Raw genomic sequence first — 22,103 nt, forward strand, 5'->3', positions numbered from 1 at the left:
CGAGGTGTGTAAAGGATGAACAAAGTAATATTATTTACTCCAGTTGGAGGAACAGATCCAATATCGTCTACAAATTGCAGAGACGGTTCGATGTTGCATATCTGCAGGATGTATAAACCAGACAAGTTGATTATGTATATGTCTAAAGAAATGCTGGATTATCAGGATCAGGATGATAGATATAGGTATTGTCTGGACCGCTTGGCAGAACAGCAGAAGAGAGTAATGGAGTATGAAGTTATTGAACGACGGGAACTGACGAAGGTACATGAGTTTGATTATTTTTATGAGGATTTTCGTGCGATCATTGAAAAAATATATCAAGAAATGGATTCTACAGATACACTTTTGCTAAATATATCGTCAGGTACTCCGGCGATGAAGAGCGGATTAGCAGTATTGCAGACACTGGGAGAGTTTCCGGCCAAATTGATTCAGGTATCAACGCCGGAAAGAAAAATTAATGAACATATGCATAAAGATTATGATGTGGAACTTTTGTGGGAATTGGATGAAGATAATGAAGAACCATGTGAAAATCGTTGTAAGGAGATTCAGTGTCCTACATTGTCTAAGATAAAAAAAGAAGAGATTATAAAGAAACACATTAAAGTATATGATTATCAGGCAGCACTTGAAGTGGCGGATACAATGTCTGCTGAAAATACAAAAAAATATAGAGAACTTTTGTATCTGGCATCTAGAAGAGTTCTGCTAGATTTTGCAGGTGTAGATCAAGCGGTTAAGAAGACAGGCTTTCAATGTCTGCCTATAAAGACTTCGTCTGATCGAAAGTATTTTGAATATGCATTAAATGTTGAGATTAAATTAAAACGCTCGGAATATGCAGACTTTATTCGAGCAATCACGCCATTGGTAGTAGATATGCTAGAACTTATATTGAAGAAACAATGTGGTGTTGTGATTGATGACTATTGCTCATTCAGAAAAAGACGTGGAGAAACTATTCGTGAATGGTCACCAGAAAAGCTGAATAATACAGAAGTAGGAGATAATTTAAAAAAATATTACAGATCTAAAGGTAAACAATTTCAAATGGGAAATGTATATTCAGATGCATTGCGTGGTTTGCTATTAATGATGAATACAGATGTTCGGTTAAACGCACTTGTGGATGATATTAGAAAAGTGGAGAGCAGGATTCGGAATTTGGCTGCACATCAGATTATATCTATTACTGACAAGAAAATTCAGAAGGAGACAGGATTTGCAGGTGAGCAGATTATGGAAAAATTAAAAGAATTATTTACATATACAGCGATTCCAATAAAAAAGGAATATTGGAAATCATATGAACTTCTTAATGAAAAGATTTTGGAACAGATGGGTTAAAATAGAAGATATAAAAAATAATAGAAGTAAATCAAAAGATTTTCTTGACATACTCTGTTACACTGTCGTACAATAGCACTTGTAAATAGTAAAACCGTTGAGAAAGAGGAGTAAGTTATCAGCGTGAAGTTAAAGAGAGTGGCAGGTGGTGAGATTGCCATACGGAACGGATAGCTGAATGGACTTTCGAGGGCAGCCGGAAATCGAAAGAAATTATGGCCTGTCGGGAACCGAACCCGTTATCAATCAGGGATGTATGTTAGTACATGAGAAGAGTGGACGCTAGTCAAGTTGAGTGGTACCGCGATAATGATGATAATTATTACCGCCTCAAACATTTTGTTTGGGGCGGTTTTCTTTATTATTTGGACGAAGTTCACTGATTATCTCTCCTAACATGAAACTTATAGCAGAGAAAAGGAGAACAGTATTATGAAAAAGAAAACAATCGCAATTATGATGACAGCAGCAATGGTGATGGCTATGGCAGCAGGATGTGGCAGCAAGGAGTCCTCAGCTTCAGACGGAGACAACAAGGAAGCAAGCTACAAGATTGGTATTCAGCAGTTTGCAGAGCACGGATCACTGGATAACTGCCGGGAAGGTTTCCTGGAAGGACTGGAAGAGGAAGGCATCAAGGAAGGAGATAATCTGAAGGTAGAAGTTAAGAATGCAATGGCAGATACTGCTACCAATGCTCAGATCGCGGATTCTTTTGTATCTGATAATATGGATTTGATCTGTGCAATTGCAACACCGAGTGCACAGAGCGCATATAATGCAGCAATGGATAAAGATATTCCGGTTGTGTATACAGCAGTTACTGATCCGGTTGCAGCAGAGCTTGCGGACAAGGATGGTAATCCGGTAGGTAATGTAACAGGAACTTCTGATACACTCCCGGTTGAGGAACAGCTGAAAATGATCCGGGAAATGATGCCGGATGCTAAGACAATCGGTATCCTGTATACAACCAGCGAAGCAAACTCCGTATCAGCCATTGCAACATATGAATCATTAGTAGATAAATATGGATTTACATTGGAGACAAAGGGAATCAGCCAGACATCAGAGATCGCACTTGCAACAGACGATCTGCTGACCAAAGTTGACTGCATTACCAATCTTACAGATAACACCGTAGTAGCATCTCTTCCTACTATTCTGGAAAAGGCGAATGAAAAAAGTATTCCGGTATTCGGAAGTGAGATTGAACAGGTGAAGATCGGTTGCCTGGCCGCAGAGGGTATTGATTATATCCAACTTGGCAAACAGACAGGTAAGATCGCTGCACAGATTCTGAAGGGCGAGAAAAAAGCATCAGAGATTCCTTATGAGATTATTTCTGAGCCAGGTTTCTATGTAAATACAAAAGTAGCGGAGAATCTTGGAATCGAAGTTCCATCTGACCTTGCTGATTCGGCAGTAGAAAGCTTCGATACAATTTCTGAATAAGTTAACGGAGGCATTTTTCATGGATTTTGTAATATCAATTTTAGAGCAGGGGCTGATCTACGGGATACTGGCTCTTGGAGTATATATCACCTATAAGATTCTGGATTTTCCGGATCTGACCGTAGATGGAAGCTTTCCGCTGGGCGGTGCGATCACGGCATATTTCCTGACAGGAGGGATGAATCCTTATCTGACACTTCTGCTGGCATTTGCGGCAGGAGCAGTAGCTGGTATCTGCACTGGACTGATCCATGTGAAATGCCGTGTCCGCGATCTGTTATCTGGTATTATTATGATGACAGCACTGTGGACGATCAATTTGTATGTGGCGGGAACGGCGAATGTTCCGTTGTTTTCACAGCAGACAATATTTAAAAATGATACACTGAGCAATATGATCCCAGAAGGTATTCAGGCATACACTACATTGATCATTGTAATCGTTCTGGTAGTGATCAGCAAAATTCTGTTGGATCTGTATCTGGAGACCAAATCCGGTTATCTGCTTCGCGCAGTTGGTGATAATCCGACACTGGTTACATCTCTTGCAAAGGATCAGGGGAATGTAAAGATCGTGGGCCTTGCAATTGCAAACGGTCTGGTGTCACTGGCAGGCAGCGTATTCTGTCAGGAAGAGCGTGTATTTGAAATCTCAATGGGCACTGGTGCTATCGTTATCGGACTTGCGAGCGTTATCATTGGCACCAGCCTGTTTAAGAAGCTTACCTTATTAAAGGCAACCTCGGCAGTGCTGATCGGTTCTGTGGTATATAAGGCATGTGTGGCAATCGCACTCCGCAATTTCGAACCACAGGCAATGAAACTGATTACGGCAGTATTATTCCTGGCAATCCTGGTGCTTGGTATGGAACGCAGAAAGAAGGTGAAGACGGATGCTGGAGCTTAAGCATATCCACAAATATTACAATCCGGGCACAGTCAATGAGATGTGCCTGTTTCAGGATTTTAACTTGACAATCGAAGATGGAGAATTTGTCTCTGTAGTAGGAAGTAACGGTTCCGGTAAGACGTCTATGCTCAATATTATCTGCGGAAGTATTCCGGCAGAAGGTGGACAGATCTGCATTGGTGGAAAGGATATTTCCAAAGAAAAGGAATATCAGAGAAACCGTCGTATTGGTCGTGTGTATCAGAATCCGGCAGTGGGAACCTGTCCGTCGATGACCATTCTGGAAAATATGTCTCTTGCAGATAATAAAGGTAAGAGCTATGGATTTGGCAGAGGAACGAATAAAGCAAGGATCGATTACTACAGAGAACAGCTCAGCCAGCTTGGACTCGGGCTGGAAGATAAGATGGATGTGAAAGTAGGCGTGCTGTCGGGCGGACAGCGTCAGGCAATGGCACTGCTCATGTCCACAATGACTCCGATCGAATTTTTGATCCTGGATGAGCATACGGCAGCGCTTGATCCGAAGACTGCAGAACTGATCATGCAGCTTACCGATAAGATCGTAAAAGAAAAGAAACTGACGACCATCATGGTTACACACAATCTCCGTTATGCAATGGAATATGGCAATCGTTTGCTGATGATGCATCAGGGAGAGGCTATCCTTGACAAGAAGGGCGAGGAAAAGTATAGTATGTCTGTGGATGACGTTCTCAAATTATTCAATGAGATCAGCATCGAATGCGGAAATTAAAGGGGAATGTGACAGATGGCAAAGAGAATTGCAAAGTTTGAAAAGGTGAGCTTCGCACAGTTCGAAGCAGCCTGGAAAGATACATTTGACGAGAGTAGTACAGAGAAGATTCAGAAAATCTATGACGGAATCGAACTCCCAAAGCGTGCAACCAGCGGATCTGCCGGGTATGATTTCTATGCCCCGGTTGATTTTACCATTGCACCGGGAGAGACGGTAAAGATTCCGACCGGTATCCGGGTACACATGGAAGAAGAGTGGGTGCTGAAGTGTTATCCGAGAAGTGGACTTGGATTTAAATATCGTCTGCAGCTTAACAATACGGTCGGTATCATCGACAGTGACTATTATTATTCTGACAATGAAGGACATATATTTGCCAAGATTACCAATGATTCGAATGAAGACAAAACGGTAGAGCTGAAAGCTGGTAATGGATTTATGCAGGGAATTTTTGTGGAATATGGCATAACGGTGGACGACAACGTGCAGACAGTGCGCAACGGCGGATTTGGCAGCACAACCAAGGCATAGATGCCGGAACAGAAAGCGTAATAAGAATGAGATAAGAACCGATATGCAGGGCAGATGCTCTGCATATTTTTTTTGTATGTGGGCATGCTATTTCTGATATATGTCTGAATGACAGAAATGGAGGAGTGGATATGCCTGAATACAGAAATGCCACTGCGTCGCTGAAGGAAAATACAGCCTATGTGAATGAGATTCTTCCGGTGCAGGAGAGCTTTGATATTGTTCAGAGAAATATGATGATCGGAGGCCGGGAGGCAGCATTTTTCTTTGTGGATGGATTTACGAAAGACGAATCAATGTTGAAGATTATGGATTCTATGATGTCAATTACGGAAGAAGATATGCCAAAGAGTGCAACGGCATTTTCAAAAAGTCATATCCCATATGTGGAAGTGGATATTCTGGTGGGGTTTGACCAGATATTTCATAATATTTTATCCGGAACAACAGCGCTGTTTATTGATGGATACGAAGGCTGCTTTATCATAGATTGCCGTACGTATCCGGCAAGGAGCGTGGATGAGCCGGATAAGGACAAAGCACTTCGCGGATCCAGAGACGGATTTGTAGAGACGATTGTGTTCAATACTGCACTTATGAGGCGTAGAATCCGGGATCCACATCTGATTATGAAAATGATGGAAGTGGGAGAAAGTACAGGGACGGATGTGGCAGTCTGTTATATGGAGGATCGGGTAGATCCGGAACTGTTGAAGAAACTATTGCGTAAAATCAGTCAGATACGGATTGATGCTCTGAGAATGAATCAGCAGAGTCTCGCAGAATGTCTGATGAAACGTAAGTGGTATAATCCATTTCCTAAGTTTAAATATACAGAACGTCCGGATACAGCAGCGGCATGTCTGCTGGAGGGAAAGATTGTAATTATGGTGGATAATTCTCCGTCGGCAATGATTCTTCCAACATCAATCTTCGATATTGTGGAGGAGGCAAATGATTATTATTTTCCGACCTTAACAGGCGTGTATCTTAAGATTTCCAGAGGGTTAATTGCTTTTATGACGGTATTTCTGACACCTGTGTATCTGCTTTTTATGCAGAATCCGCGGTGGCTGCCAGAGACATTTGAATTTGTTGCGGTGCGGGATATGGTGAATGTACCGCTTATCTGGCAGCTTTTGATTCTGGAACTGGCTATCGACGGCCTGCGGCTAGCTGCAATGAATACGCCGAATATGCTAAGTACGCCGTTGAGTGTAATCGCAGGTCTCGTATTGGGAGAATTTTCAGTATCGTCCGGGTGGTTTAACAGTGAGATTATGCTCGCAATGGCGTTCGTCTCTGTGGCAAATTATACACAGCCAAATTTTGAACTTGGTTATGCACTGAAATTTATGCGTCTGCAGCTATTGATTTTGACTGCGCTTTTGAACTGGGCAGGATTCGTGCTAGGTGTGCTGGTGGTGGTCGGAAGCATTTGTTTTAATAAGACGCTGACCGGACACAGTTATCTGCATATTAGCCGAAATTAGTAAAAAAATGATGTGAAATTTTGGCGTGGGAATCTCTTGAATTTGTGGACAGATGGAGTAAAATCTTATATGATTAGGTCATGAATGACAGAGGGGACGAGGAGGTAGACCATGCGAGATTATATCATTACAGTAAACAGTACCGTTGATACGGGGAAAGAATGGCTGGAAGAACGCAATGTGCCGGTGATTCCATTGAAATATACAATAGATGGACAGGAGTATACAGATATGTATGGACTGTCAGACAAAGAATTTTTCCAGAAGCTGAGAGAGGGTAAGATGTCAGTGACCTCTCAGATCAATCCGGAGGAAGCAAAAGAAATGCTGGAGCCATATGTAAAAGAAGGAAAGGATGTGTTACATCTGGCATTTTCATCAGCACTCAGCGGCACTTGTAACAGTATGAAGATTGCTGCGGAAGAATTGCAAGAAGAGTATCCGGAGGCAAAGGTCATAGTAGTGGATACGCTGTGTGCATGTATGGGAGAGGCGATGCTTCTATATTATGCGTTAAAGCAGAAAGAAGCAGGCAAGACAATTGAAGAAGTGGCACAGTGGGTAGAAGAGAATAAACTGCATGTTTGTCATAATGTAACGGTGGATGATCTGTTCCATCTGCACAGAGGAGGGCGCATATCCAAGACAGCGGCAGTGCTTGGAACCATGGTAAAAGTAAAACCGATCATTCATATGGATGATAATGGTGCGCTGCAGGTAATCGGTAAAGAGCGCGGTCGTAAGAAATCCCTGCATAAGATTGTCGACATGGCAGTGGAGCGTTCTGAGGGATGGGACAATGAGATCATTATGATCACCCACGGTGATTGCCTGGAAGATGCAGAGTATGTGGCGAAGCTGGTTCGTGAGAAAATGGGCATTGAGAATGTATTTATCCATAATATTGGAACGGTTATCGGCAGTCATACCGGTCCGGGTGTAGTAGCTACATTCTGCATGGGAAATAAACGATAAAAAAGTATTGACACAAGAGTAGAAGCGTGGTATATTAATTTTTGTGTGAAGAAAAGAAAGTAGAGTATCCGCTCTCACCATAGCACAATCGGGTGACTATTGGTTCAATATATTGCATAATATTAATCTTTTGTTTGAAAGGATTTTTATGTGGATAGATGAGTGGATAGTCAGTGACTGTTCACTCATTTTGTATTAACAGATAACAGATGCAGAGATGTATCAGACAATCTATCATGGAGGTGTACGACAATTAGCGATTTAATGATTAACGAGCAGATCAGGGACAGAGAGGTACGTGTAGTAAGCGCAGATGGAGAGCAGCTTGGAGTGATGTCTTCAAGAGATGCTATGAAGCTTGCAAGAGAGGCAGAGCTGGATTTGGTTAAGATTGCTCCTAAGGCACAGCCGCCGGTATGTAAGATTATCGACTACGGCAAGTACAAATACGAACAGAGCCGCAGAGAGAAAGAGGCCAAGAAGAAGCAGAAGACGGTGGAAGTTAAGGAAGTACGCATGTCACCGAACATCGATGCTAACGATCTGAATACAAAGGTAAATAATGCCAAGAAGTTCATTCTGAAAGGCAATAAGGTTAAGGTAACTTTGCGTTTCCGCGGAAGAGAGATGGCTCATGTTCAGCAGAGCAAGCACATTTTGGATGATTTTGCAGATATGCTGAAGGATGTTGCACAGGTTGAGAAGCCGGCCAAACTCGAAGGACGTAATATGAGCATGGTTTTAACCGTAAAACGTTAAAAATAAAAAATACATTAAGGAGGATTTTATCATGCCAAAAATTAAAACAAATAGAGCCGCTGCTAAGCGATTCAAAAAGACAGGTACAGGAAAATTAAAAAGAAATAAAGCTTACAAGAGCCATATCTTAACCAAGAAGTCTACAAAGAGAAAAAGAAATCTCAGACAGTCTACAATTACTGATGCAACAAATGTAAAGAACATGAAGAAAGTATTACCATATCTCTAAGATCTGGTAATTGTTGAAGGAGGATATAAGACATGGCAAGAATTAAAGGCGGATTGAACGCTAAGAAGAAACATAATAGAACCCTGAAACTGGCAAAGGGATACAGAGGAGCACGTTCTAAGCAGTACAGAGTTGCTAAGCAGTCTGTAATGAGAGCACTTACTTCTTCATATGCAGGAAGAAAGCAGCGCAAACGTCAGATGCGTCAGCTGTGGATCGCTCGTATCAATGCAGCAGCAAGAATGAATGGTCTGTCATACAGCAAGTTCATGTATGGACTGAAGCTGGCTAATGTTGACATGAACAGAAAGATGCTTGCAGAGATGGCTGTTAATGATCCGGCTGGATTCGCTGCAGTAGCAGAAGTTGCAAAGAGCAAATTAGCTTAATTGTAATAAATAATTTAAACTTTTTAAAAAGTTTTAAAAACATTGACAACCGTTCGGGGATGTGCTATTATAATCTTCGGACGGAATAAGTCATGCGGAAGTGTCGGAACTGGCAGACGAGCAAGACTAAGGATCTTGTGATCAATGCGATCGTGTGGGTTCAAGTCCCATCTTCCGCATAGGGCAATCTGAGTAATCAGGTTGCCTTTTGTTATATTTACAAGACGAAACAAGATTTATTCATTTAGGTATTGACATTTATCTATTCATTCGATATAATATTTAATGTTCAGCGGAAGTGTCGGAACTGGCAGACGAGCAAGACTAAGGATCTTGTGATCAATGCGATCGTGTGGGTTCAAGTCCCATCTTCCGCATAAAGGCAATCTGAGTAATCAGGTTGCCTTTTTTGTATTGCGACGAGTCAAAGGCCTAGCTTGCTGAGGACCTTGACGACCGCATACAATCTCGGAATGTGCCTTTTGGCACTTCCGACGATTTGTGCATAAGCCGCAATGCAGAAATCAAGTTTGCGTGCCACGTACCGGATGAGTGATTTTTCCGTATAAACAATGTTCTCCTACATAACACTTTTACAAACTAAAAAATAAAATTGATAAATATGGATTTGAAACGGTAAAATATTGATATAAAATTCAAAATGTAAAAATATAATGTTGACACATGATGATTCTGCTACTATAATGTGATTGTAGGAGATGGAGACATGAGAAAAAAAGTAGATGATCCACGTCTGATGATCAAGGTATGTGATCTGTATTATAATCAGAATGCTAGCAGACAGGAGATCGGGCAGGAACTGGGACTTTCCAGACCGACGATTGCAAGGCTTTTGGATTCGGCAAGAGAACAGGGACTTGTCCGCATTGAAATTCCGGATCTGGATACCATAGCTTACTGGGAACTGGAGAAAAAACTGGAAGAAAAGTACGGCCTTAGACAAGTACTGGTGGTAGATGGCAGTGATGACAAAGATGCACTGGAGAGTGCGCTTGGAAGTTCGGCAGCCAGATATTTGCAGTATGCGATCAAGGATGACAGTATTGTAGGTGTATCGATGGGATCTACCCTTCACCACATGGTATCGGCATTACAGAAGGCTCCGGCAGAGCGGGTAACTTACGTGCCATTAGTAGGTGGCATGGGAAGACTTCGGATGGAACTTCATGCCAACAGTCTGGCGGAGAAGATGTCAAGGTTGGGAGATGGAACATTTATCCCATTGCACGCACCGGCGAGAGTATCCAGTACACTGGTGCGGGATGAGCTGATGAAGGAAGAGAGCGTGCAGGATGCAGTGAAGCTGATGAACCGGATTGATGTGGCACTGGTGGGAATCGGTTATCCGAATGAACATTCTGCGATCAAGGCGACAGGTTATTATAAGGAAAATGAGATAGAGTCGCTAGTGTCGAGAAGGGCTGCCGGGGAGTTGTGTATGCAGTTCTATGATATCGAAGGCCATACTGGGCCGTATGCATCGGATAATGCTGTGATCGGCATGGATATTCACCGGCTATGTAAAGTGCCCTGTTCCGTTGGTATTGCCGGAGGAAAAGAGAAGTTGTCGGCAATTCAGGGTGCGATCAATGGAAAATATATCAATGTGTTAATAACAGATACGGAGTGCGCCAGAGCACTGTTATCTGATGAGGAGGAAGAATAAGATGAATGAGATTCTGAACATGACGATCAATGAGATGCCGCAGACAGAGTTTGACTGTTCCTGTGGACGCCATCATAATTTCAGTGTCCACGATATGTCTATCCGCAAGGGAGCAATCGAGGATCTTCCAAAGATGGCGGAACCATTTAAAGATGGCAAGATTCTGGTAGTGTATGATAATCATACATATGAAGTGGCAGGAAGAAAGGCAGTACAGCTTCTGAAAGACAATGGTTTCAACATCAAAGAGCTGATGTTTGATACCGGAGACGATATTCTGATCCCGGATGAGAAGACGCTTGGACGTATTCTGCAGGAGCAGGATCTGGATACAAAGCTGATGATTGCAGTAGGATCCGGTGTTATCAATGATTCGGTCAAATTTGTGACATCCCGTACCGGACTTCCTTATATTATTGTGGCAACAGCGCCATCTATGGACGGATACGTGGCAGACGGAGCACCAATCGTATCTCATGGATATAAGTATTCCCCGGTTGCACATCTGACTTATGGATTGATCGGAGATACAGACATTCTTCAGACTGCACCACAGGATCTGATCCAGGCTGGTTATGGTGATGTGGTTGGTAAGATTACGGCAATCACAGACTGGGATCTGTCTGTAAAGGCAAATGGAGATTACCGTTGCGATACCTGTGTGACATTGGTGAAAAGAGCGTTAGATAAGTGCTTTGACAAAGCAGAAGGCTTAAAGAGCAGAGATGCAGAATCACTTGGAGCACTTCTGGAAGCACTGACACTGACGGGAGTGGCAATGGCACTGGTTAATATTTCTCGTCCGGCATCCGGAGCAGAGCATATGCTGTCACACTTCTGGGAAATGGATTATATTGCGAGAGGTTTGAACCCGAACCATCATGGTATTCAGGTTGGTGTGGCAACTCCTGTAATCGCAAGATTTTATGAAGAATTGGCAGACATTCTTCCGGAAGGAACCGGAGAACTGTGTCCGCCTCATGAAGAGATTGAGGCATTGCTTGCCAAAGGAGGAGCACCGATCAGCCCGAAGGAGATCGGCATCAGCAGAGAGTTATTCCACGAAAGTCTGATGAAGGGATATACGGTCAGACCAAGATATTCCGTACTGCAGTTTGCAAAGGATAAGGGAAGACTGGAACAGATTGCAGACAAGATTACAGAAGAGATCTATGGTTAAGAGGTGTAGTATGCTGAGTAAAGAAGAAGCCTTAAAAGGTGTGAAATTATTTGTACTGGATATGGATGGAACCGTCTATCTGGGAGATCAGCTGATCGAGGGATCGCTGGATTTTATCCGTCAGGTAGAAGCGTCCGATGATATGGACTTTGTGTTTTTTACCAATAATGCATCTAAGGTGCCATCCGTATATGTCGAGAAGCTTCATAAGATGGGATTGGATGTGGATGAAAACAAGGTCATCACAGCAGGTGATGTGTGTGCAGAGTTCCTGAAAGTAAATTATCCGGGAGCAAGAGTGTATCTGAATGGTACACCGGTTCTGGAAGAGAACTGGAAAGAAAAGGGAATCCAGTTAGTGGAAGAAGACCCGGACGTGGCTGTACAGAGTTTTGATACGACACTGACTTACCACAAACTGGACAGAATTTGTCACTATGTAAGAAATGGTGTGCCATTTATTGCAACACATATGGATACAAACTGCCCGACCGAGTATGGATTTATGCCGGATTGTGGCGCAATGTGCAGTCTGATCACAGATTCTACCGGAGTGAAGCCGAGATTCCTTGGCAAGCCTTGGAAAGAAACGGTCGATATGGTAGCCGAGATTACCGGATATCAGCCATCTGAGATGGCATTTGTTGGTGACAGACTTTACACAGATGTGGCAACCGGTGTTAATAATGGAGCGAAAGGCTTCCTGGTACTGACCGGAGAGGCAGATATGCAGACGGTGGCAGAATCGGATGTAGAACCGACCTGCATTTACGAATCACTGAAAGAAATGAAAACATATTTATAATGCCAGAGTAAGATAAAGACATATAAGGAGGACGAAACTTATGAAAATCGCATTTGGATGTGACCCTAACGCAACAGAATTTAAACTTCAGTTAATGGACTATGTAAAAGGACTGGGACATGAAGTGGCAGATTTCGGAAGTGATGATCCGATTTATGCGAACACAGCTATTGAAGTTGCACAGGCAGTTGCCGGTGGTAAATACGACAGAGGTATCGTAGTATGCGGAACCGGAATCGGAGTATCAATTGCAGCTAACAAAGTAAAAGGTGCTTACGCAGCATGTATTCATGATGTGTATCAGGCACAGCGTGCGGAGCTTTCTAACCATGCCAATATTATCACTATGGGATCACAGGTTATTGGAATCCAGCTTGCAAAAGAACTGGTAAAAGAGTATCTGTCTGTAGAATGGGATCCAAACTGCAGATCTGTGGACAAGGTTCAGAGAATCGTTGATTTTGAAAACGAACAGTAAAAATATATCAGATGGGAGTCAATTCCCCAGCTGATATAGCCTCCGGCAGGATTGCAGAGGTGCGCAGTAGAAGTATGTCATGCAATTGCATGACGCGCACCTCGCGGCAAGAATGCCGAGGCATTCTTGAAAATAGGAGAGTCGGGGATTTTAAAGTCTCTGACTCTTTTTTGACATTTTTCATAAAGATATGTAATATGATATATATAAGATGCCAGGTTTCCAAAGTCATACAGATGGGTGCTTGCACACATGTCTGTATGACCTTGGAAACCGCCCCGATATGAGGATAAAAGCACTGCGAAGCAGTGCGATATCCGAATGGCGGGTGTAGATTACGGGAGCACGAAGTGCGGAGCAATCTGCAAGGCATCGTAAGAAAGGAAAGAGGATAAAAGCACTGCGAAGCAGTGTGATATCCGAATAGCGAGTGTAGATTGCGGGAGCACAAGGTGCGGAGAGGAGGTAACCGGTATGATGATTCGTGAACAGCTTGAATTGCGTGAAATAGAGATATTAAGTCCCTATGCGAGTTTCAGCAGAGAGTCAAGAGGACGGGAACGTGAGGAAGAAGAATGTGATATCCGTCCGGTGTTTCAACGGGATCGTGACCGGATCCTTCACAGCAAGGCATTTCGTAGGCTGAGGCAGAAGACACAGGTGTTTTTACAGCCTATGGGAGATCATTATCGGACGAGACTTACCCATACGCTGGAGGTGTCACAGAATGCAAGAACGATTGCCAAGGCACTCAGACTGAATGAAGATCTGGTAGAAGCGATTGCGCTTGGACACGATCTTGGTCATACACCGTTTGGACATGCCGGAGAGCGGGCTTTGAATGAAGTATGTGAATTGGGGTTCAAGCACAATGAGCAGAGTGTACGCGTAGTCGAAGTGTTGGAAAAACAGGGGAAGGGGCTGAATCTCACCTGGGAAGTGAGGGATGGAATCCGTAATCACAAGTCCAGCGGACGTCCGGCAACATTGGAAGGGAAACTGGTGCAGTTATCGGATAAGATTGCCTATATCAATCATGATATTGATGATGCTGTACGAGGCGGCATTTTAAAAGAGGAGGATCTGCCATCAGAATATACCGACATATTGGGACATTCCAGCAAAGCCAGGCTGAATCGCATGGTGCATGATGTGATTACGCAGAGTATGGATCGTCCGGAGATCCATATGTCGGATGAGGTGTGGAAAGCCATGCGTGGGCTGAGACAGTATCTGTTTGAACATGTATACCTGAATCCGGTGGCAAAGGGAGAAGAGGCGAAGGTGATGCATATGATTACGAATCTTTATCATATTTATATGGAAAAACCGGAACTCATGCCGGAGCAGTTTTTGAATATGCTGGAAAATGGCGCCGCGTCAAGAGAACAGATAGCGTGTGATTATATCGCAGGTATGACAGATTCCTACGCAGTTCATACATTTGAAGAATATTTTATTCCGAAATGTTGGAAAAATTAAAGGAAATCAGAAAGTTCTGTCGAATTTATATAAATAGGGAGTATTTTGAGTATTCCCAAAGACTAGAAAAGAGGATGCAGCAGATTTATGTATTATCCCGAAGAATTAATAGAGGAAGTACGACAGAAGAATGATATCGTGGATGTGCTGTCCGGCTATGTGAAGCTTCAGAAAAAGGGAAGTTCTTATTTTGGACTATGTCCATTTCATAATGAGAAGTCCCCGTCTTTTTCGGTTAGCAGACAGAAGCAGATGTACTACTGTTTCGGGTGTGGAGCCGGAGGAAATGTATTTACATTTCTGATGGAATATGAGAATTATTCATTTCCGGAAGCAGTAAAGGTACTGGCAGACCGGGCAGGAGTAGACCTGCCGGAGATCGAGTATTCTAAGGAGGCCAGAGAACGGGCTGACCTGAAGAGTACATTACTTGAGATCAATAAGTTGGCGGCCAAGTATTTTTACGCGCAGCTTAAGACAGAACAGGGCAGAACGGCATATACATATCTGAAGAAGCGGGAACTGAGTGACGAGACGATTGTGGCATTTGGACTGGGCTATTCTAACAAATACAGTGACGATCTGTATCGGTATCTGAAAACCAAGGGCTATACGGATGAGGTACTGATGCAGGCAGGACTCATTTCCATGGACGAGCGTCACGGACCGTATGACAAGTTCTGGAATCGTGTTATGTTTCCGATCATGGATGCCAACAATCGAGTGATTGGATTTGGCGGACGTGTGATGGGAGATGGTAAGCCTAAATATCTGAATTCACCGGAGACACCGATTTTTGATAAGAGTCGGAATCTCTATGGACTTCACCGGGCAAGAAGTTCCAGAAAACCGTATTTCATACTATGTGAGGGTTATATGGATGTGATTGCCCTGCATCAGGCAGGCTTTACCAATGCAGTCGCATCACTGGGAACGGCACTTACGCCGGGACATGCATCACTGATCAAGCGGTATGTGAATGAAGTATATCTGACTTATGACAGTGATGAAGCAGGAACAAAGGCAGCTCTGAGAGCAATGCCGATTTTGCGGAATGTGGGGATTACGGCAAAAGTAATCCGCATGGATCCATACAAGGATCCGGATGAATTTATCAAGAATCTGGGGACGGAAGCATTTGAGGAACGGATTCAGAAAGCACGCAATGCATTTATGTTTGGACTGGAGATGCTGGAGCGGGATTATGATCTGAATACACCGGAAGGAAAGACCGGATTTATGCACGAGGCGGCGAAGAGACTGGCGGTATTCGATGAAGAGATCGAACGCAGTAATTATATAGAAGCAGTTGCAAAGGCATACCGGGTTAATGTGGACGAGTTAAGGAAGCTGGTGGTGCGGACGGCAGTACAGACAGGACTTGCAAAGCCTGTGGAGAAGCCGAGAACCACGAGAAACCGTGAAAAAGAGGCGGACGATGGTATTTTGAAGTCGCAGAGAATCCTTCTGACATGGATGATCGATGATGCGAATGTCTTACAGCAGATCCGGAGAGTGATCCGGTCAGATGATTTTACCGAGCCACTTTATCGGACGGTAGCAGAACTTCTGTATCAGCAGATGGATGAAGGCTTAGTGAATCCGGCACAGATCATGAATCATTTTTCAGATGAAGAGGAACACCGCAAAGTGGCAGAATTGTTCCATACAAAGATTAGAGAATTAACCACTAGGGAAGAGCAGGAAAAAGCATTGAATGAGACCGTGCGTCGTGTTAAGCAGAACAGTCTGGATGAGATGGCGAGGAGACTGGAGCCGACAGACATTGCGGGACTCCAGAAACTGATGGAGGATAAGCGGGCACTTCAGGATGCAAAGGGACTGCATATTTCCATAATTTAAGGATAAAATATAAACAAGCAGTGAGAGGATGGACATTACATGGAAGAGAACATTGTAAAATTTGAGGAAAAGCTGAAAGAACTGGTAGCTCTTGGAAAAAAGAAAAAGAGTGTCCTTGAGATTCAGGAGATCAATGACTTTTTCTCAGATATGGAGCTTAGCCCAGAACAGATGGAGCAGGTATTTGAATATCTGGAAGCGAAGGGGATTGATGTGCTCCGAATCAATTCGGATACAGATGACGATGATGATATGGAAGTTATATTGTCAGATGAAGACGAAGTAGATATGGAAAAGATCGACCTGTCTGTTCCGGATGGAATCAGTATCGAAGATCCGGTACGTATGTATCTGAAAGAGATTGGTAAAGTACCACTTTTGTCTGCGGAGGAAGAGGTTGAGCTGGCAAAGCGTATGGCAGAAGGCGATGAAGAAGCTAAGAAGCGTCTGGCTGAGGCGAATCTTCGTCTGGTAGTCAGCATTGCAAAGCGTTATGTGGGACGAGGTATGCTGTTTCTGGATCTGATCCAGGAAGGTAACCTGGGACTGATTAAGGCGGTTGAAAAATTTGATTATCAGAAGGGATTCAAGTTCAGTACTTATGCAACATGGTGGATTCGTCAGGCCATTACAAGAGCAATTGCGGATCAGGCAAGAACGATTCGTATTCCAGTGCATATGGTTGAGACAATTAACAAATTGATTCGTGTATCCAGACAGTTACTTCAGGAATTAGGACGTGAACCTACCCCGGAAGAGATTGCAGAAGAGTTGGACATGCCGGTAGAACGTGTACGTGAGATTCTGAAGATTTCACAGGAACCGGTGTCTCTGGAGACACCGATCGGTGAAGAGGAAGACAGCCACCTGGGTGATTTTATTCAGGATGACAATGTTCCGGTACCGGCAGAGGCAGCAGCAGCGACATTGCTGAAAGAGCAGTTGGATGAAGTGTTGGATACTCTGACAGAGAGAGAACAGAAGGTACTCCGTCTTCGTTTCGGTATGAATGATGGTCGTGCACGAACTCTGGAAGAAGTTGGTAAGGAGTTTGACGTTACCAGAGAGCGTATTCGTCAGATTGAGGCGAAGGCACTTCGTAAGCTTCGTCATCCGAGCCGTAGTAGAAAACTGAGAGATTATCTTGAATAAGAAAGAGGCGCCTATGGAACTATCAAAAAGACTGAAAGCTGTTGCCGGTCTTGTGACAGAGGGCGCCTCTGTTGCTGATATCGGAACAGATCATGGCTACGTACCAATTTGGCTGATCCAGTCCGGACGAGCAGCAAAGGTGATCGCAATGGATGTAAATGAAGGTCCTCTGGAGAGAGCCAGAGGGCATATACGGTCAAAGAGACTGGAAAATGTGATATTTACCAGAAAATCAGATGGACTGCAGGCATTACAGGTGGGAGAAGCAGACACGATGATCGCAGCCGGAATGGGGGGCGGTCTGGTGATAAGAATTCTGGAGGATTCGCCGGAGATTACAGCAGATTTGAAAGAATTTATCCTGCAGCCACAATCAGAGATCCACAAGGTCAGAGAATATCTGAATCAGTATGGTTACCGGAGTGTGGAAGAGGATATGGTAGAAGAGGATGGCAAATACTATCCGATGATGAAACTGGTGCATGGAGAAGAAGCGCCATATTCACAGGAGGAGTTGTATTATGGGCGCTTACTCCTGAAGAAAAAGAATCCAGTATTATATCAGTTTCTTCAGAGAGAACATAGCTTAAAAAAGGGGATCGCTGATAGGTTGGGAGATCAGACTGGAAAAGGAGCAGAGAGCAGACGGAAAGAGCTTCAAGACGAACTGGAACGGATTGAGCATGCAATTGCTTCTTATGAAATATAGAGAAATAGAGCAGCAAAATGAGGTGATACAGATGTTATGTCAGGAAATTATAGAAACATTGGAGGCACGTTACCCTGGAAGCTGTGCGATGGACTGGGATAATGTGGGACTCCTTGTGGGAAGAAGGAAAAAAGAAGTACATCACATTTATGTGGCAGTGGATGCAACGGATGAAGTGATCGAGGAAGCAATCGAAGCACAGGCAGATATGCTTGTGACGCATCATCCGATGATATTTTCTGGGATGAAACGAATAACAGAAGATGATTTTATCGGCAGAAGAGTATTGCGCCTGATTCAGAATGATATAGCATATTATGCGATGCATACCAATTATGATGTGATGGGAATGGCAGAGCTTTCGGGTGAAGTACTGGGACTTAAAAATGCAGAAGTACTGGATGTAACCTGTCAGAGTCCGTTAGATGGCAGCCCGCAGGGGATCGGCCGTGTAGCAGATTTGGAAGATCCGATCTGTCTACAGGAATGTTGCGAACTGGTGAAAGCGAAATATGAACTGGAAGCAGTAAAAGTATTCGGAGATCCGTCTGCAGAGATCCGTCGTGTGGCAATCTCTCCGGGAGCCGGCAAGAGTATGGTATCGACAGCATTTGCGGCGCATGCAGATGTACTGATTACAGGAGATATTGACCATCACACCGGAATTGATGCGGTTGCACAGGGGCTTATGATCATAGATGGTGGTCACTATGGGATTGAGAAAATATTTGTACCGGATGTGGCAGCGTTTCTCCGGGAGAAATGTCAGACGATCGATGTAGTGGAAGCACCTGTATGTAATCCATTTCAGATCGTATAAGGCAGAAAGGAGCGATGGATATGGCACAGGAAATGGTCAGTGTTCAGATTGGTGAAAAGGTATATCAGTACGAGAAAGGTACAACGTATCGAGAGATTGCGTTAGCTCATCAGCAGGATTATGAAAATGACATTGTGTTGGTATTTGTTAATAAGAAGCTTCAGGAATTGAGAAAAACATTGAAGACAGATTGCGAGATGCAATTTGTCACAACAGGGGATCAGATTGGATATGCAACTTATAAGCGCAGTATGAATCTGTTACTGGTAAAAGCAATCTATGATGTGTGTGATCACGCTCCTGAGACGAAAGTGAGGATACATTTCTCAGTCAGTGATGGGCTGTACTGCACAGTGGAAGGCGCCGTGGTAAATACTGAGTTCTTAGAGAAAGTTAAAGTACGGATGCAGGAAATGATCCGGCGGGATATTCCAATCAACAAACGGACGGTCGATACCGATGATGCAGTTGCATTGTTCCGCCAATATGGTATGGAAGATAAAGAGAGACTGTTTGCATATCGGAGAGTATCAAAAGTAAATCTTTATAGTATCAATGAGTTTGAAGATTACTTTTACGGATATATGGTGCCGAGTGCCGGATATCTAAAATGGTTTGAATTGTATCCATATGAGGCAGGATTTGTTATTCAGATGCCGACAAAACAGGCACCAAAAGTGGTGCGTCCATTCCGCCCGGCCGAGAAGCTGTTCCATGTTCAGAAAGAATCTGTACACTGGGGAGATATGCAGAATATTGAGACGGTTGGTGCATTGAATGATGTGATCGTAAAAGATGGACCGGGAGAAATGATCCTGGTGCAGGAAGCGTTACAGGAAAAGAAGATTGCGGATATTGCGGCACAGATTGCGGCCGATCCGAAGGTTAAATTTATCCTGATCGCAGGACCGTCATCTTCCGGTAAGACAACATTTTCCCATCGTCTGTCCGTACAGCTTAAGGTAAATGGCATGGTGCCGCATCCGATTTCTGTAGATAATTTCTTTGTAGAACGAGAAGATACACCAATAGATGCGGATGGAAAGTATGATTTTGAGAGTCTTCAGACGGTAGATGTCAAGCTGTTCCATGACTGTATGCTCCGTCTGCTGAATGGAGAAGAAGTAGTGCTTCCGACCTTCAATTTTAAGACAGGACACAAGGAATACATCTCTAAGCCAAAGAAGATGGGGGTAAATGATGTGCTGGTAATTGAAGGCATTCACTGTCTGAATCCCAAAATGACGGCAGGACTGCCGGATGAGAATAAATTCAAGATTTATATCAGTGCGTTGACACAGCTGAATATTGATGAGCATAATCGAATTCCGACTACTGACGGCAGACTGATTCGCCGGATCGTACGGGATGCCAGAACCAGAGGCACATCGGCGAAGAATACGATCGCTATGTGGCAGTCAGTACGCCGGGGTGAAGAGAATAATATTTTCCCATATCAGGAAGAAGCAGATGTAATGTTTAACTCATCGCTGATCTATGAACTGGCGGTATTGAAAGAATATGTAGAACCTCTGCTGTTTGGAATCGAGCATGACTGCCCGGAATATCCGGAAGTGAAGCGATTGCTGAAATTTCTGGATTATTTTGTGGGAATTGGCAGTGAAAGAGTGCCGGCCAATTCGCTGTTGAGGGAATTTGTAGGCGGAGGATGCTTCCAGTTGTAAAAATACAGAATATACCAATGTATATGTCATTATAAAAAGGACAGATTGCAAAGGATAAAGCCTGCTGGCAGGTATGTTTGCATACTGTCCTTTATTTTGCATATGAGTTAAGCAAATTATCGAGTCTTACTATAAAATTCCGCGATCTTATCCATTCTTGCTGTCATATTCTGGAACAGCATATCAACTAATGTAATTGCGGTCATGGATTCTACGACAACTACGGCACGCGGTACGATGACCGGGTCGTGGCGTCCGTGGATCGTGAGTGACAGAGGCTTACCATCCTTGTCTACGGTATCCTGTGGTTGTGAAATGGATGGTGTAGGCTTAATGGCTGCACGGAGAACAATTGTACTGCCATCGCTCATACCGCCCAGCACACCACCAGAATGATTGGTTTCTTTATATATGCCATTTGAATTAGAAGAAAATGCATCGTTATTCTGGCTCCCGGAAGCTTTGGCTGCCTGGAAGCCATCACCGATCTCGAAGCCCTTGACAGCACCGATAGACATCATAGCTTTGGCGAGGTTGGCATCCAGCTTTTCAAAAACTGTCTCGCCGATTCCTGCTGGCATATGGTCTACCCGGCATTCGATGATACCGCCGGAGGAATCCTGTGATCGGATGCATTCCTCAAGATAAGCAGAAGCTTTTTCGGCGTACTGATTATTTGGCATATATAACCTATTATCTGTGATTACACTATAGTCATAGTCCTGTTCCGGAATGCTGACCGGTCCGATGGACTTGGTGTAAGCCATAACCTGGATGCCAAGAGATTCCAGAATCTTACATGCAACAGCACCGGCAGCTACACGACCGATGGTCTCGCGCCCAGAAGAACGTCCGCCGCCACGGTAATCACGAAAGCCATATTTGGCATCGAAGGTGTAATCGGCATGTCCCGGACGGTAAGTGTTCATGATATTACTATAGTCACGGGATTTCTGATCCTGATTGCGTACCAGAATGGAGATTGGAGTTCCGGTAGTGTGTCCTTCAAAGACACCGGATAAGATCTCCGCCTGATCACTTTCTTTGCGCTGGGTAGTGAATTTACTCTGTCCCGGTTTGCGTCTGTTTAAATATTTCTGAATATCTTCTTCTGACAGGGGGAGATCTGCCGGACAGCCGTCGATCACAACGCCGACGCCTGCACCATGAGATTCTCCCCATGTCGTAATTCGAAAGATTGTTCCATATGATGAACCTGCCATAGTGTGTGTAATCTCCTTTATGAAAACGTGTTTTCTGCTATTATAGCGCAGGAATATAAAAAAGGCAATTTGTGGAACGAAAAGTAGAATGAAAAGGGGTGCGGGAGTGTTGCGGATGAATAGAAATGTGGTAAAATAAAGAAAATTATCTGCTGGTGCAGGAGT

The 22,103-nt window shown here is 43.8% G+C and carries 21 protein-coding genes, 2 tRNA genes and 1 other annotated feature; of the genes, 22 read left to right on the plus strand and 1 reads right to left on the minus strand.

Annotated features, from left to right (window positions below):
* The first annotated feature begins 15 nt into the window (after positions 1–15).
* The 22 genes from csm6 to DWZ93_RS01600 all read left to right on the plus strand — a co-directional run bounded on the left by csm6 (position 16) and on the right by DWZ93_RS01600 (position 20,715).
* Positions 16–1,353: a type III-A CRISPR-associated CARF protein Csm6 gene (gene csm6 / locus DWZ93_RS01495; protein WP_118451795.1), complete on the plus strand. Its 1,338-nt coding sequence runs from the start codon at positions 16–18 to the stop codon at positions 1,351–1,353.
* Positions 1,354–1,441: 88 nt separating this feature from the next.
* Positions 1,442–1,689, plus strand: a binding site (T-box leader).
* 96 nt (positions 1,690–1,785) lie between these two features.
* Positions 1,786–2,808, plus strand: a complete 1,023-nt coding sequence (locus DWZ93_RS01500; RefSeq protein ID WP_118451796.1) for an ABC transporter substrate-binding protein — start codon at positions 1,786–1,788, stop codon at positions 2,806–2,808.
* A 19-nt stretch (positions 2,809–2,827) separates the two neighbouring features.
* Positions 2,828–3,715 carry an ABC transporter permease gene (locus tag DWZ93_RS01505; RefSeq protein ID WP_118451797.1) on the plus strand — a complete coding sequence of 296 codons (888 nt, stop codon included), beginning with the start codon at positions 2,828–2,830 and terminating at the stop codon, positions 3,713–3,715.
* Positions 3,702–4,475 carry an ABC transporter ATP-binding protein gene (locus DWZ93_RS01510; RefSeq protein WP_118451798.1) on the plus strand — a complete coding sequence of 258 codons (774 nt, stop codon included), beginning with the start codon at positions 3,702–3,704 and terminating at the stop codon, positions 4,473–4,475. The genes DWZ93_RS01505 and DWZ93_RS01510 overlap by 14 nt, the downstream gene beginning before the upstream one ends.
* Before the next feature lie 15 nt (positions 4,476–4,490).
* The gene (locus tag DWZ93_RS01515) at positions 4,491–5,009 is read left to right on the plus strand and encodes a dUTP diphosphatase (protein WP_118451799.1); all 519 of its coding nucleotides are present in this window, start codon (positions 4,491–4,493) and stop codon (positions 5,007–5,009) included.
* Between the two features lie 131 nt (positions 5,010–5,140).
* Positions 5,141–6,502, plus strand: coding sequence for a spore germination protein (locus tag DWZ93_RS01520; protein ID WP_118451800.1), 1,362 nt, complete (start codon positions 5,141–5,143; stop codon positions 6,500–6,502).
* Positions 6,503–6,613: 111 nt separating this feature from the next.
* A complete protein-coding gene (locus DWZ93_RS01525; protein ID WP_118451801.1) occupies positions 6,614–7,477 on the plus strand; it encodes a DegV family protein in 864 nt (287 codons plus the stop codon).
* 264 nt (positions 7,478–7,741) lie between these two features.
* Positions 7,742–8,236: a translation initiation factor IF-3 gene (infC, locus tag DWZ93_RS01530; RefSeq protein WP_118451802.1), complete on the plus strand. Its 495-nt coding sequence runs from the start codon at positions 7,742–7,744 to the stop codon at positions 8,234–8,236.
* 31 nt (positions 8,237–8,267) lie between these two features.
* The gene (gene rpmI, locus DWZ93_RS01535; RefSeq protein WP_004846382.1) at positions 8,268–8,465 is read left to right on the plus strand and encodes a 50S ribosomal protein L35; all 198 of its coding nucleotides are present in this window, start codon (positions 8,268–8,270) and stop codon (positions 8,463–8,465) included.
* Between the two features lie 32 nt (positions 8,466–8,497).
* Positions 8,498–8,854, plus strand: a complete 357-nt coding sequence (gene rplT, locus DWZ93_RS01540; RefSeq protein WP_118384226.1) for a 50S ribosomal protein L20 — start codon at positions 8,498–8,500, stop codon at positions 8,852–8,854.
* Between the two features lie 94 nt (positions 8,855–8,948).
* A tRNA-Leu gene (locus tag DWZ93_RS01545) sits at positions 8,949–9,033 on the plus strand.
* Positions 9,034–9,146: 113 nt separating this feature from the next.
* Positions 9,147–9,231: transfer RNA gene (locus tag DWZ93_RS01550), tRNA-Leu, on the plus strand.
* Positions 9,232–9,581: 350 nt separating this feature from the next.
* A complete protein-coding gene (locus DWZ93_RS01555) occupies positions 9,582–10,541 on the plus strand; it encodes a sugar-binding transcriptional regulator (RefSeq protein WP_118451803.1) in 960 nt (319 codons plus the stop codon).
* A gap of 1 nt (position 10,542) precedes the next feature.
* Complete coding sequence (locus DWZ93_RS01560; RefSeq protein ID WP_118384228.1) at positions 10,543–11,721, plus strand: sn-glycerol-1-phosphate dehydrogenase; 1,179 nt, start codon at positions 10,543–10,545, stop codon at positions 11,719–11,721.
* Positions 11,722–11,731: 10 nt separating this feature from the next.
* On the plus strand, positions 11,732–12,526 hold the full coding sequence (locus DWZ93_RS01565; protein ID WP_118451804.1) for an HAD-IIA family hydrolase: 795 nt from the start codon (positions 11,732–11,734) through the stop codon (positions 12,524–12,526).
* A gap of 40 nt (positions 12,527–12,566) precedes the next feature.
* Positions 12,567–13,004 carry an RpiB/LacA/LacB family sugar-phosphate isomerase gene (locus DWZ93_RS01570; protein ID WP_118384229.1) on the plus strand — a complete coding sequence of 146 codons (438 nt, stop codon included), beginning with the start codon at positions 12,567–12,569 and terminating at the stop codon, positions 13,002–13,004.
* A 474-nt stretch (positions 13,005–13,478) separates the two neighbouring features.
* The gene (locus DWZ93_RS01575; RefSeq protein WP_118451805.1) at positions 13,479–14,486 is read left to right on the plus strand and encodes a deoxyguanosinetriphosphate triphosphohydrolase; all 1,008 of its coding nucleotides are present in this window, start codon (positions 13,479–13,481) and stop codon (positions 14,484–14,486) included.
* A gap of 87 nt (positions 14,487–14,573) precedes the next feature.
* Positions 14,574–16,349 (plus strand): DNA primase, encoded by a 1,776-nt coding sequence (gene dnaG, locus DWZ93_RS01580; RefSeq protein ID WP_118451806.1) that lies wholly within the window; start codon positions 14,574–14,576, stop codon positions 16,347–16,349.
* A gap of 39 nt (positions 16,350–16,388) precedes the next feature.
* A complete protein-coding gene (rpoD, locus tag DWZ93_RS01585; RefSeq protein ID WP_118384232.1) occupies positions 16,389–17,501 on the plus strand; it encodes an RNA polymerase sigma factor RpoD in 1,113 nt (370 codons plus the stop codon).
* Between the two features lie 13 nt (positions 17,502–17,514).
* A complete protein-coding gene (locus tag DWZ93_RS01590) occupies positions 17,515–18,210 on the plus strand; it encodes a tRNA (adenine(22)-N(1))-methyltransferase (RefSeq protein ID WP_118451807.1) in 696 nt (231 codons plus the stop codon).
* A 31-nt stretch (positions 18,211–18,241) separates the two neighbouring features.
* The gene (locus tag DWZ93_RS01595) at positions 18,242–19,030 is read left to right on the plus strand and encodes a Nif3-like dinuclear metal center hexameric protein (RefSeq protein WP_118451808.1); all 789 of its coding nucleotides are present in this window, start codon (positions 18,242–18,244) and stop codon (positions 19,028–19,030) included.
* A gap of 20 nt (positions 19,031–19,050) precedes the next feature.
* Positions 19,051–20,715, plus strand: coding sequence for a nucleoside kinase (locus tag DWZ93_RS01600; protein WP_118451809.1), 1,665 nt, complete (start codon positions 19,051–19,053; stop codon positions 20,713–20,715).
* A 116-nt stretch (positions 20,716–20,831) separates the two neighbouring features.
* Here the strand turns inward: DWZ93_RS01600 and aroC are convergent, their stop codons facing one another.
* Entirely contained in the window at positions 20,832–21,938 is a 1,107-nt protein-coding gene (gene aroC / locus DWZ93_RS01605) for a chorismate synthase (RefSeq protein ID WP_118451810.1), read from the minus strand.
* Positions 21,939–22,103: the final 165 nt, after the last annotated feature.

Source organism: Dorea sp. AF36-15AT (genome assembly GCF_003477705.1).
Lineage (GTDB): Bacteria > Bacillota > Clostridia > Lachnospirales > Lachnospiraceae > Claveliimonas > Claveliimonas ammoniilytica.

Coding starts and splice junctions, on each gene's coding strand:
- csm6 (WP_118451795.1), top strand. CDS start 16: ATGAACAAAGTAATATTATTTACTCCAGTTGGAGGAACAGATCCAATA.
- DWZ93_RS01500 (WP_118451796.1), top strand. CDS start 1,786: ATGAAAAAGAAAACAATCGCAATTATGATGACAGCAGCAATGGTGATG.
- DWZ93_RS01505 (WP_118451797.1), top strand. CDS start 2,828: ATGGATTTTGTAATATCAATTTTAGAGCAGGGGCTGATCTACGGGATA.
- DWZ93_RS01510 (WP_118451798.1), top strand. CDS start 3,702: ATGCTGGAGCTTAAGCATATCCACAAATATTACAATCCGGGCACAGTC.
- DWZ93_RS01515 (WP_118451799.1), top strand. CDS start 4,491: ATGGCAAAGAGAATTGCAAAGTTTGAAAAGGTGAGCTTCGCACAGTTC.
- DWZ93_RS01520 (WP_118451800.1), top strand. CDS start 5,141: ATGCCTGAATACAGAAATGCCACTGCGTCGCTGAAGGAAAATACAGCC.
- DWZ93_RS01525 (WP_118451801.1), top strand. CDS start 6,614: ATGCGAGATTATATCATTACAGTAAACAGTACCGTTGATACGGGGAAA.
- infC (WP_118451802.1), top strand. CDS start 7,742: ATGATTAACGAGCAGATCAGGGACAGAGAGGTACGTGTAGTAAGCGCA.
- rpmI (WP_004846382.1), top strand. CDS start 8,268: ATGCCAAAAATTAAAACAAATAGAGCCGCTGCTAAGCGATTCAAAAAG.
- rplT (WP_118384226.1), top strand. CDS start 8,498: ATGGCAAGAATTAAAGGCGGATTGAACGCTAAGAAGAAACATAATAGA.
- DWZ93_RS01555 (WP_118451803.1), top strand. CDS start 9,582: ATGAGAAAAAAAGTAGATGATCCACGTCTGATGATCAAGGTATGTGAT.
- DWZ93_RS01560 (WP_118384228.1), top strand. CDS start 10,543: ATGAATGAGATTCTGAACATGACGATCAATGAGATGCCGCAGACAGAG.
- DWZ93_RS01565 (WP_118451804.1), top strand. CDS start 11,732: ATGCTGAGTAAAGAAGAAGCCTTAAAAGGTGTGAAATTATTTGTACTG.
- DWZ93_RS01570 (WP_118384229.1), top strand. CDS start 12,567: ATGAAAATCGCATTTGGATGTGACCCTAACGCAACAGAATTTAAACTT.
- DWZ93_RS01575 (WP_118451805.1), top strand. CDS start 13,479: ATGATGATTCGTGAACAGCTTGAATTGCGTGAAATAGAGATATTAAGT.
- dnaG (WP_118451806.1), top strand. CDS start 14,574: ATGTATTATCCCGAAGAATTAATAGAGGAAGTACGACAGAAGAATGAT.
- rpoD (WP_118384232.1), top strand. CDS start 16,389: ATGGAAGAGAACATTGTAAAATTTGAGGAAAAGCTGAAAGAACTGGTA.
- DWZ93_RS01590 (WP_118451807.1), top strand. CDS start 17,515: ATGGAACTATCAAAAAGACTGAAAGCTGTTGCCGGTCTTGTGACAGAG.
- DWZ93_RS01595 (WP_118451808.1), top strand. CDS start 18,242: ATGTTATGTCAGGAAATTATAGAAACATTGGAGGCACGTTACCCTGGA.
- DWZ93_RS01600 (WP_118451809.1), top strand. CDS start 19,051: ATGGCACAGGAAATGGTCAGTGTTCAGATTGGTGAAAAGGTATATCAG.
- aroC (WP_118451810.1), bottom strand. CDS start 21,938: ATGGCAGGTTCATCATATGGAACAATCTTTCGAATTACGACATGGGGA.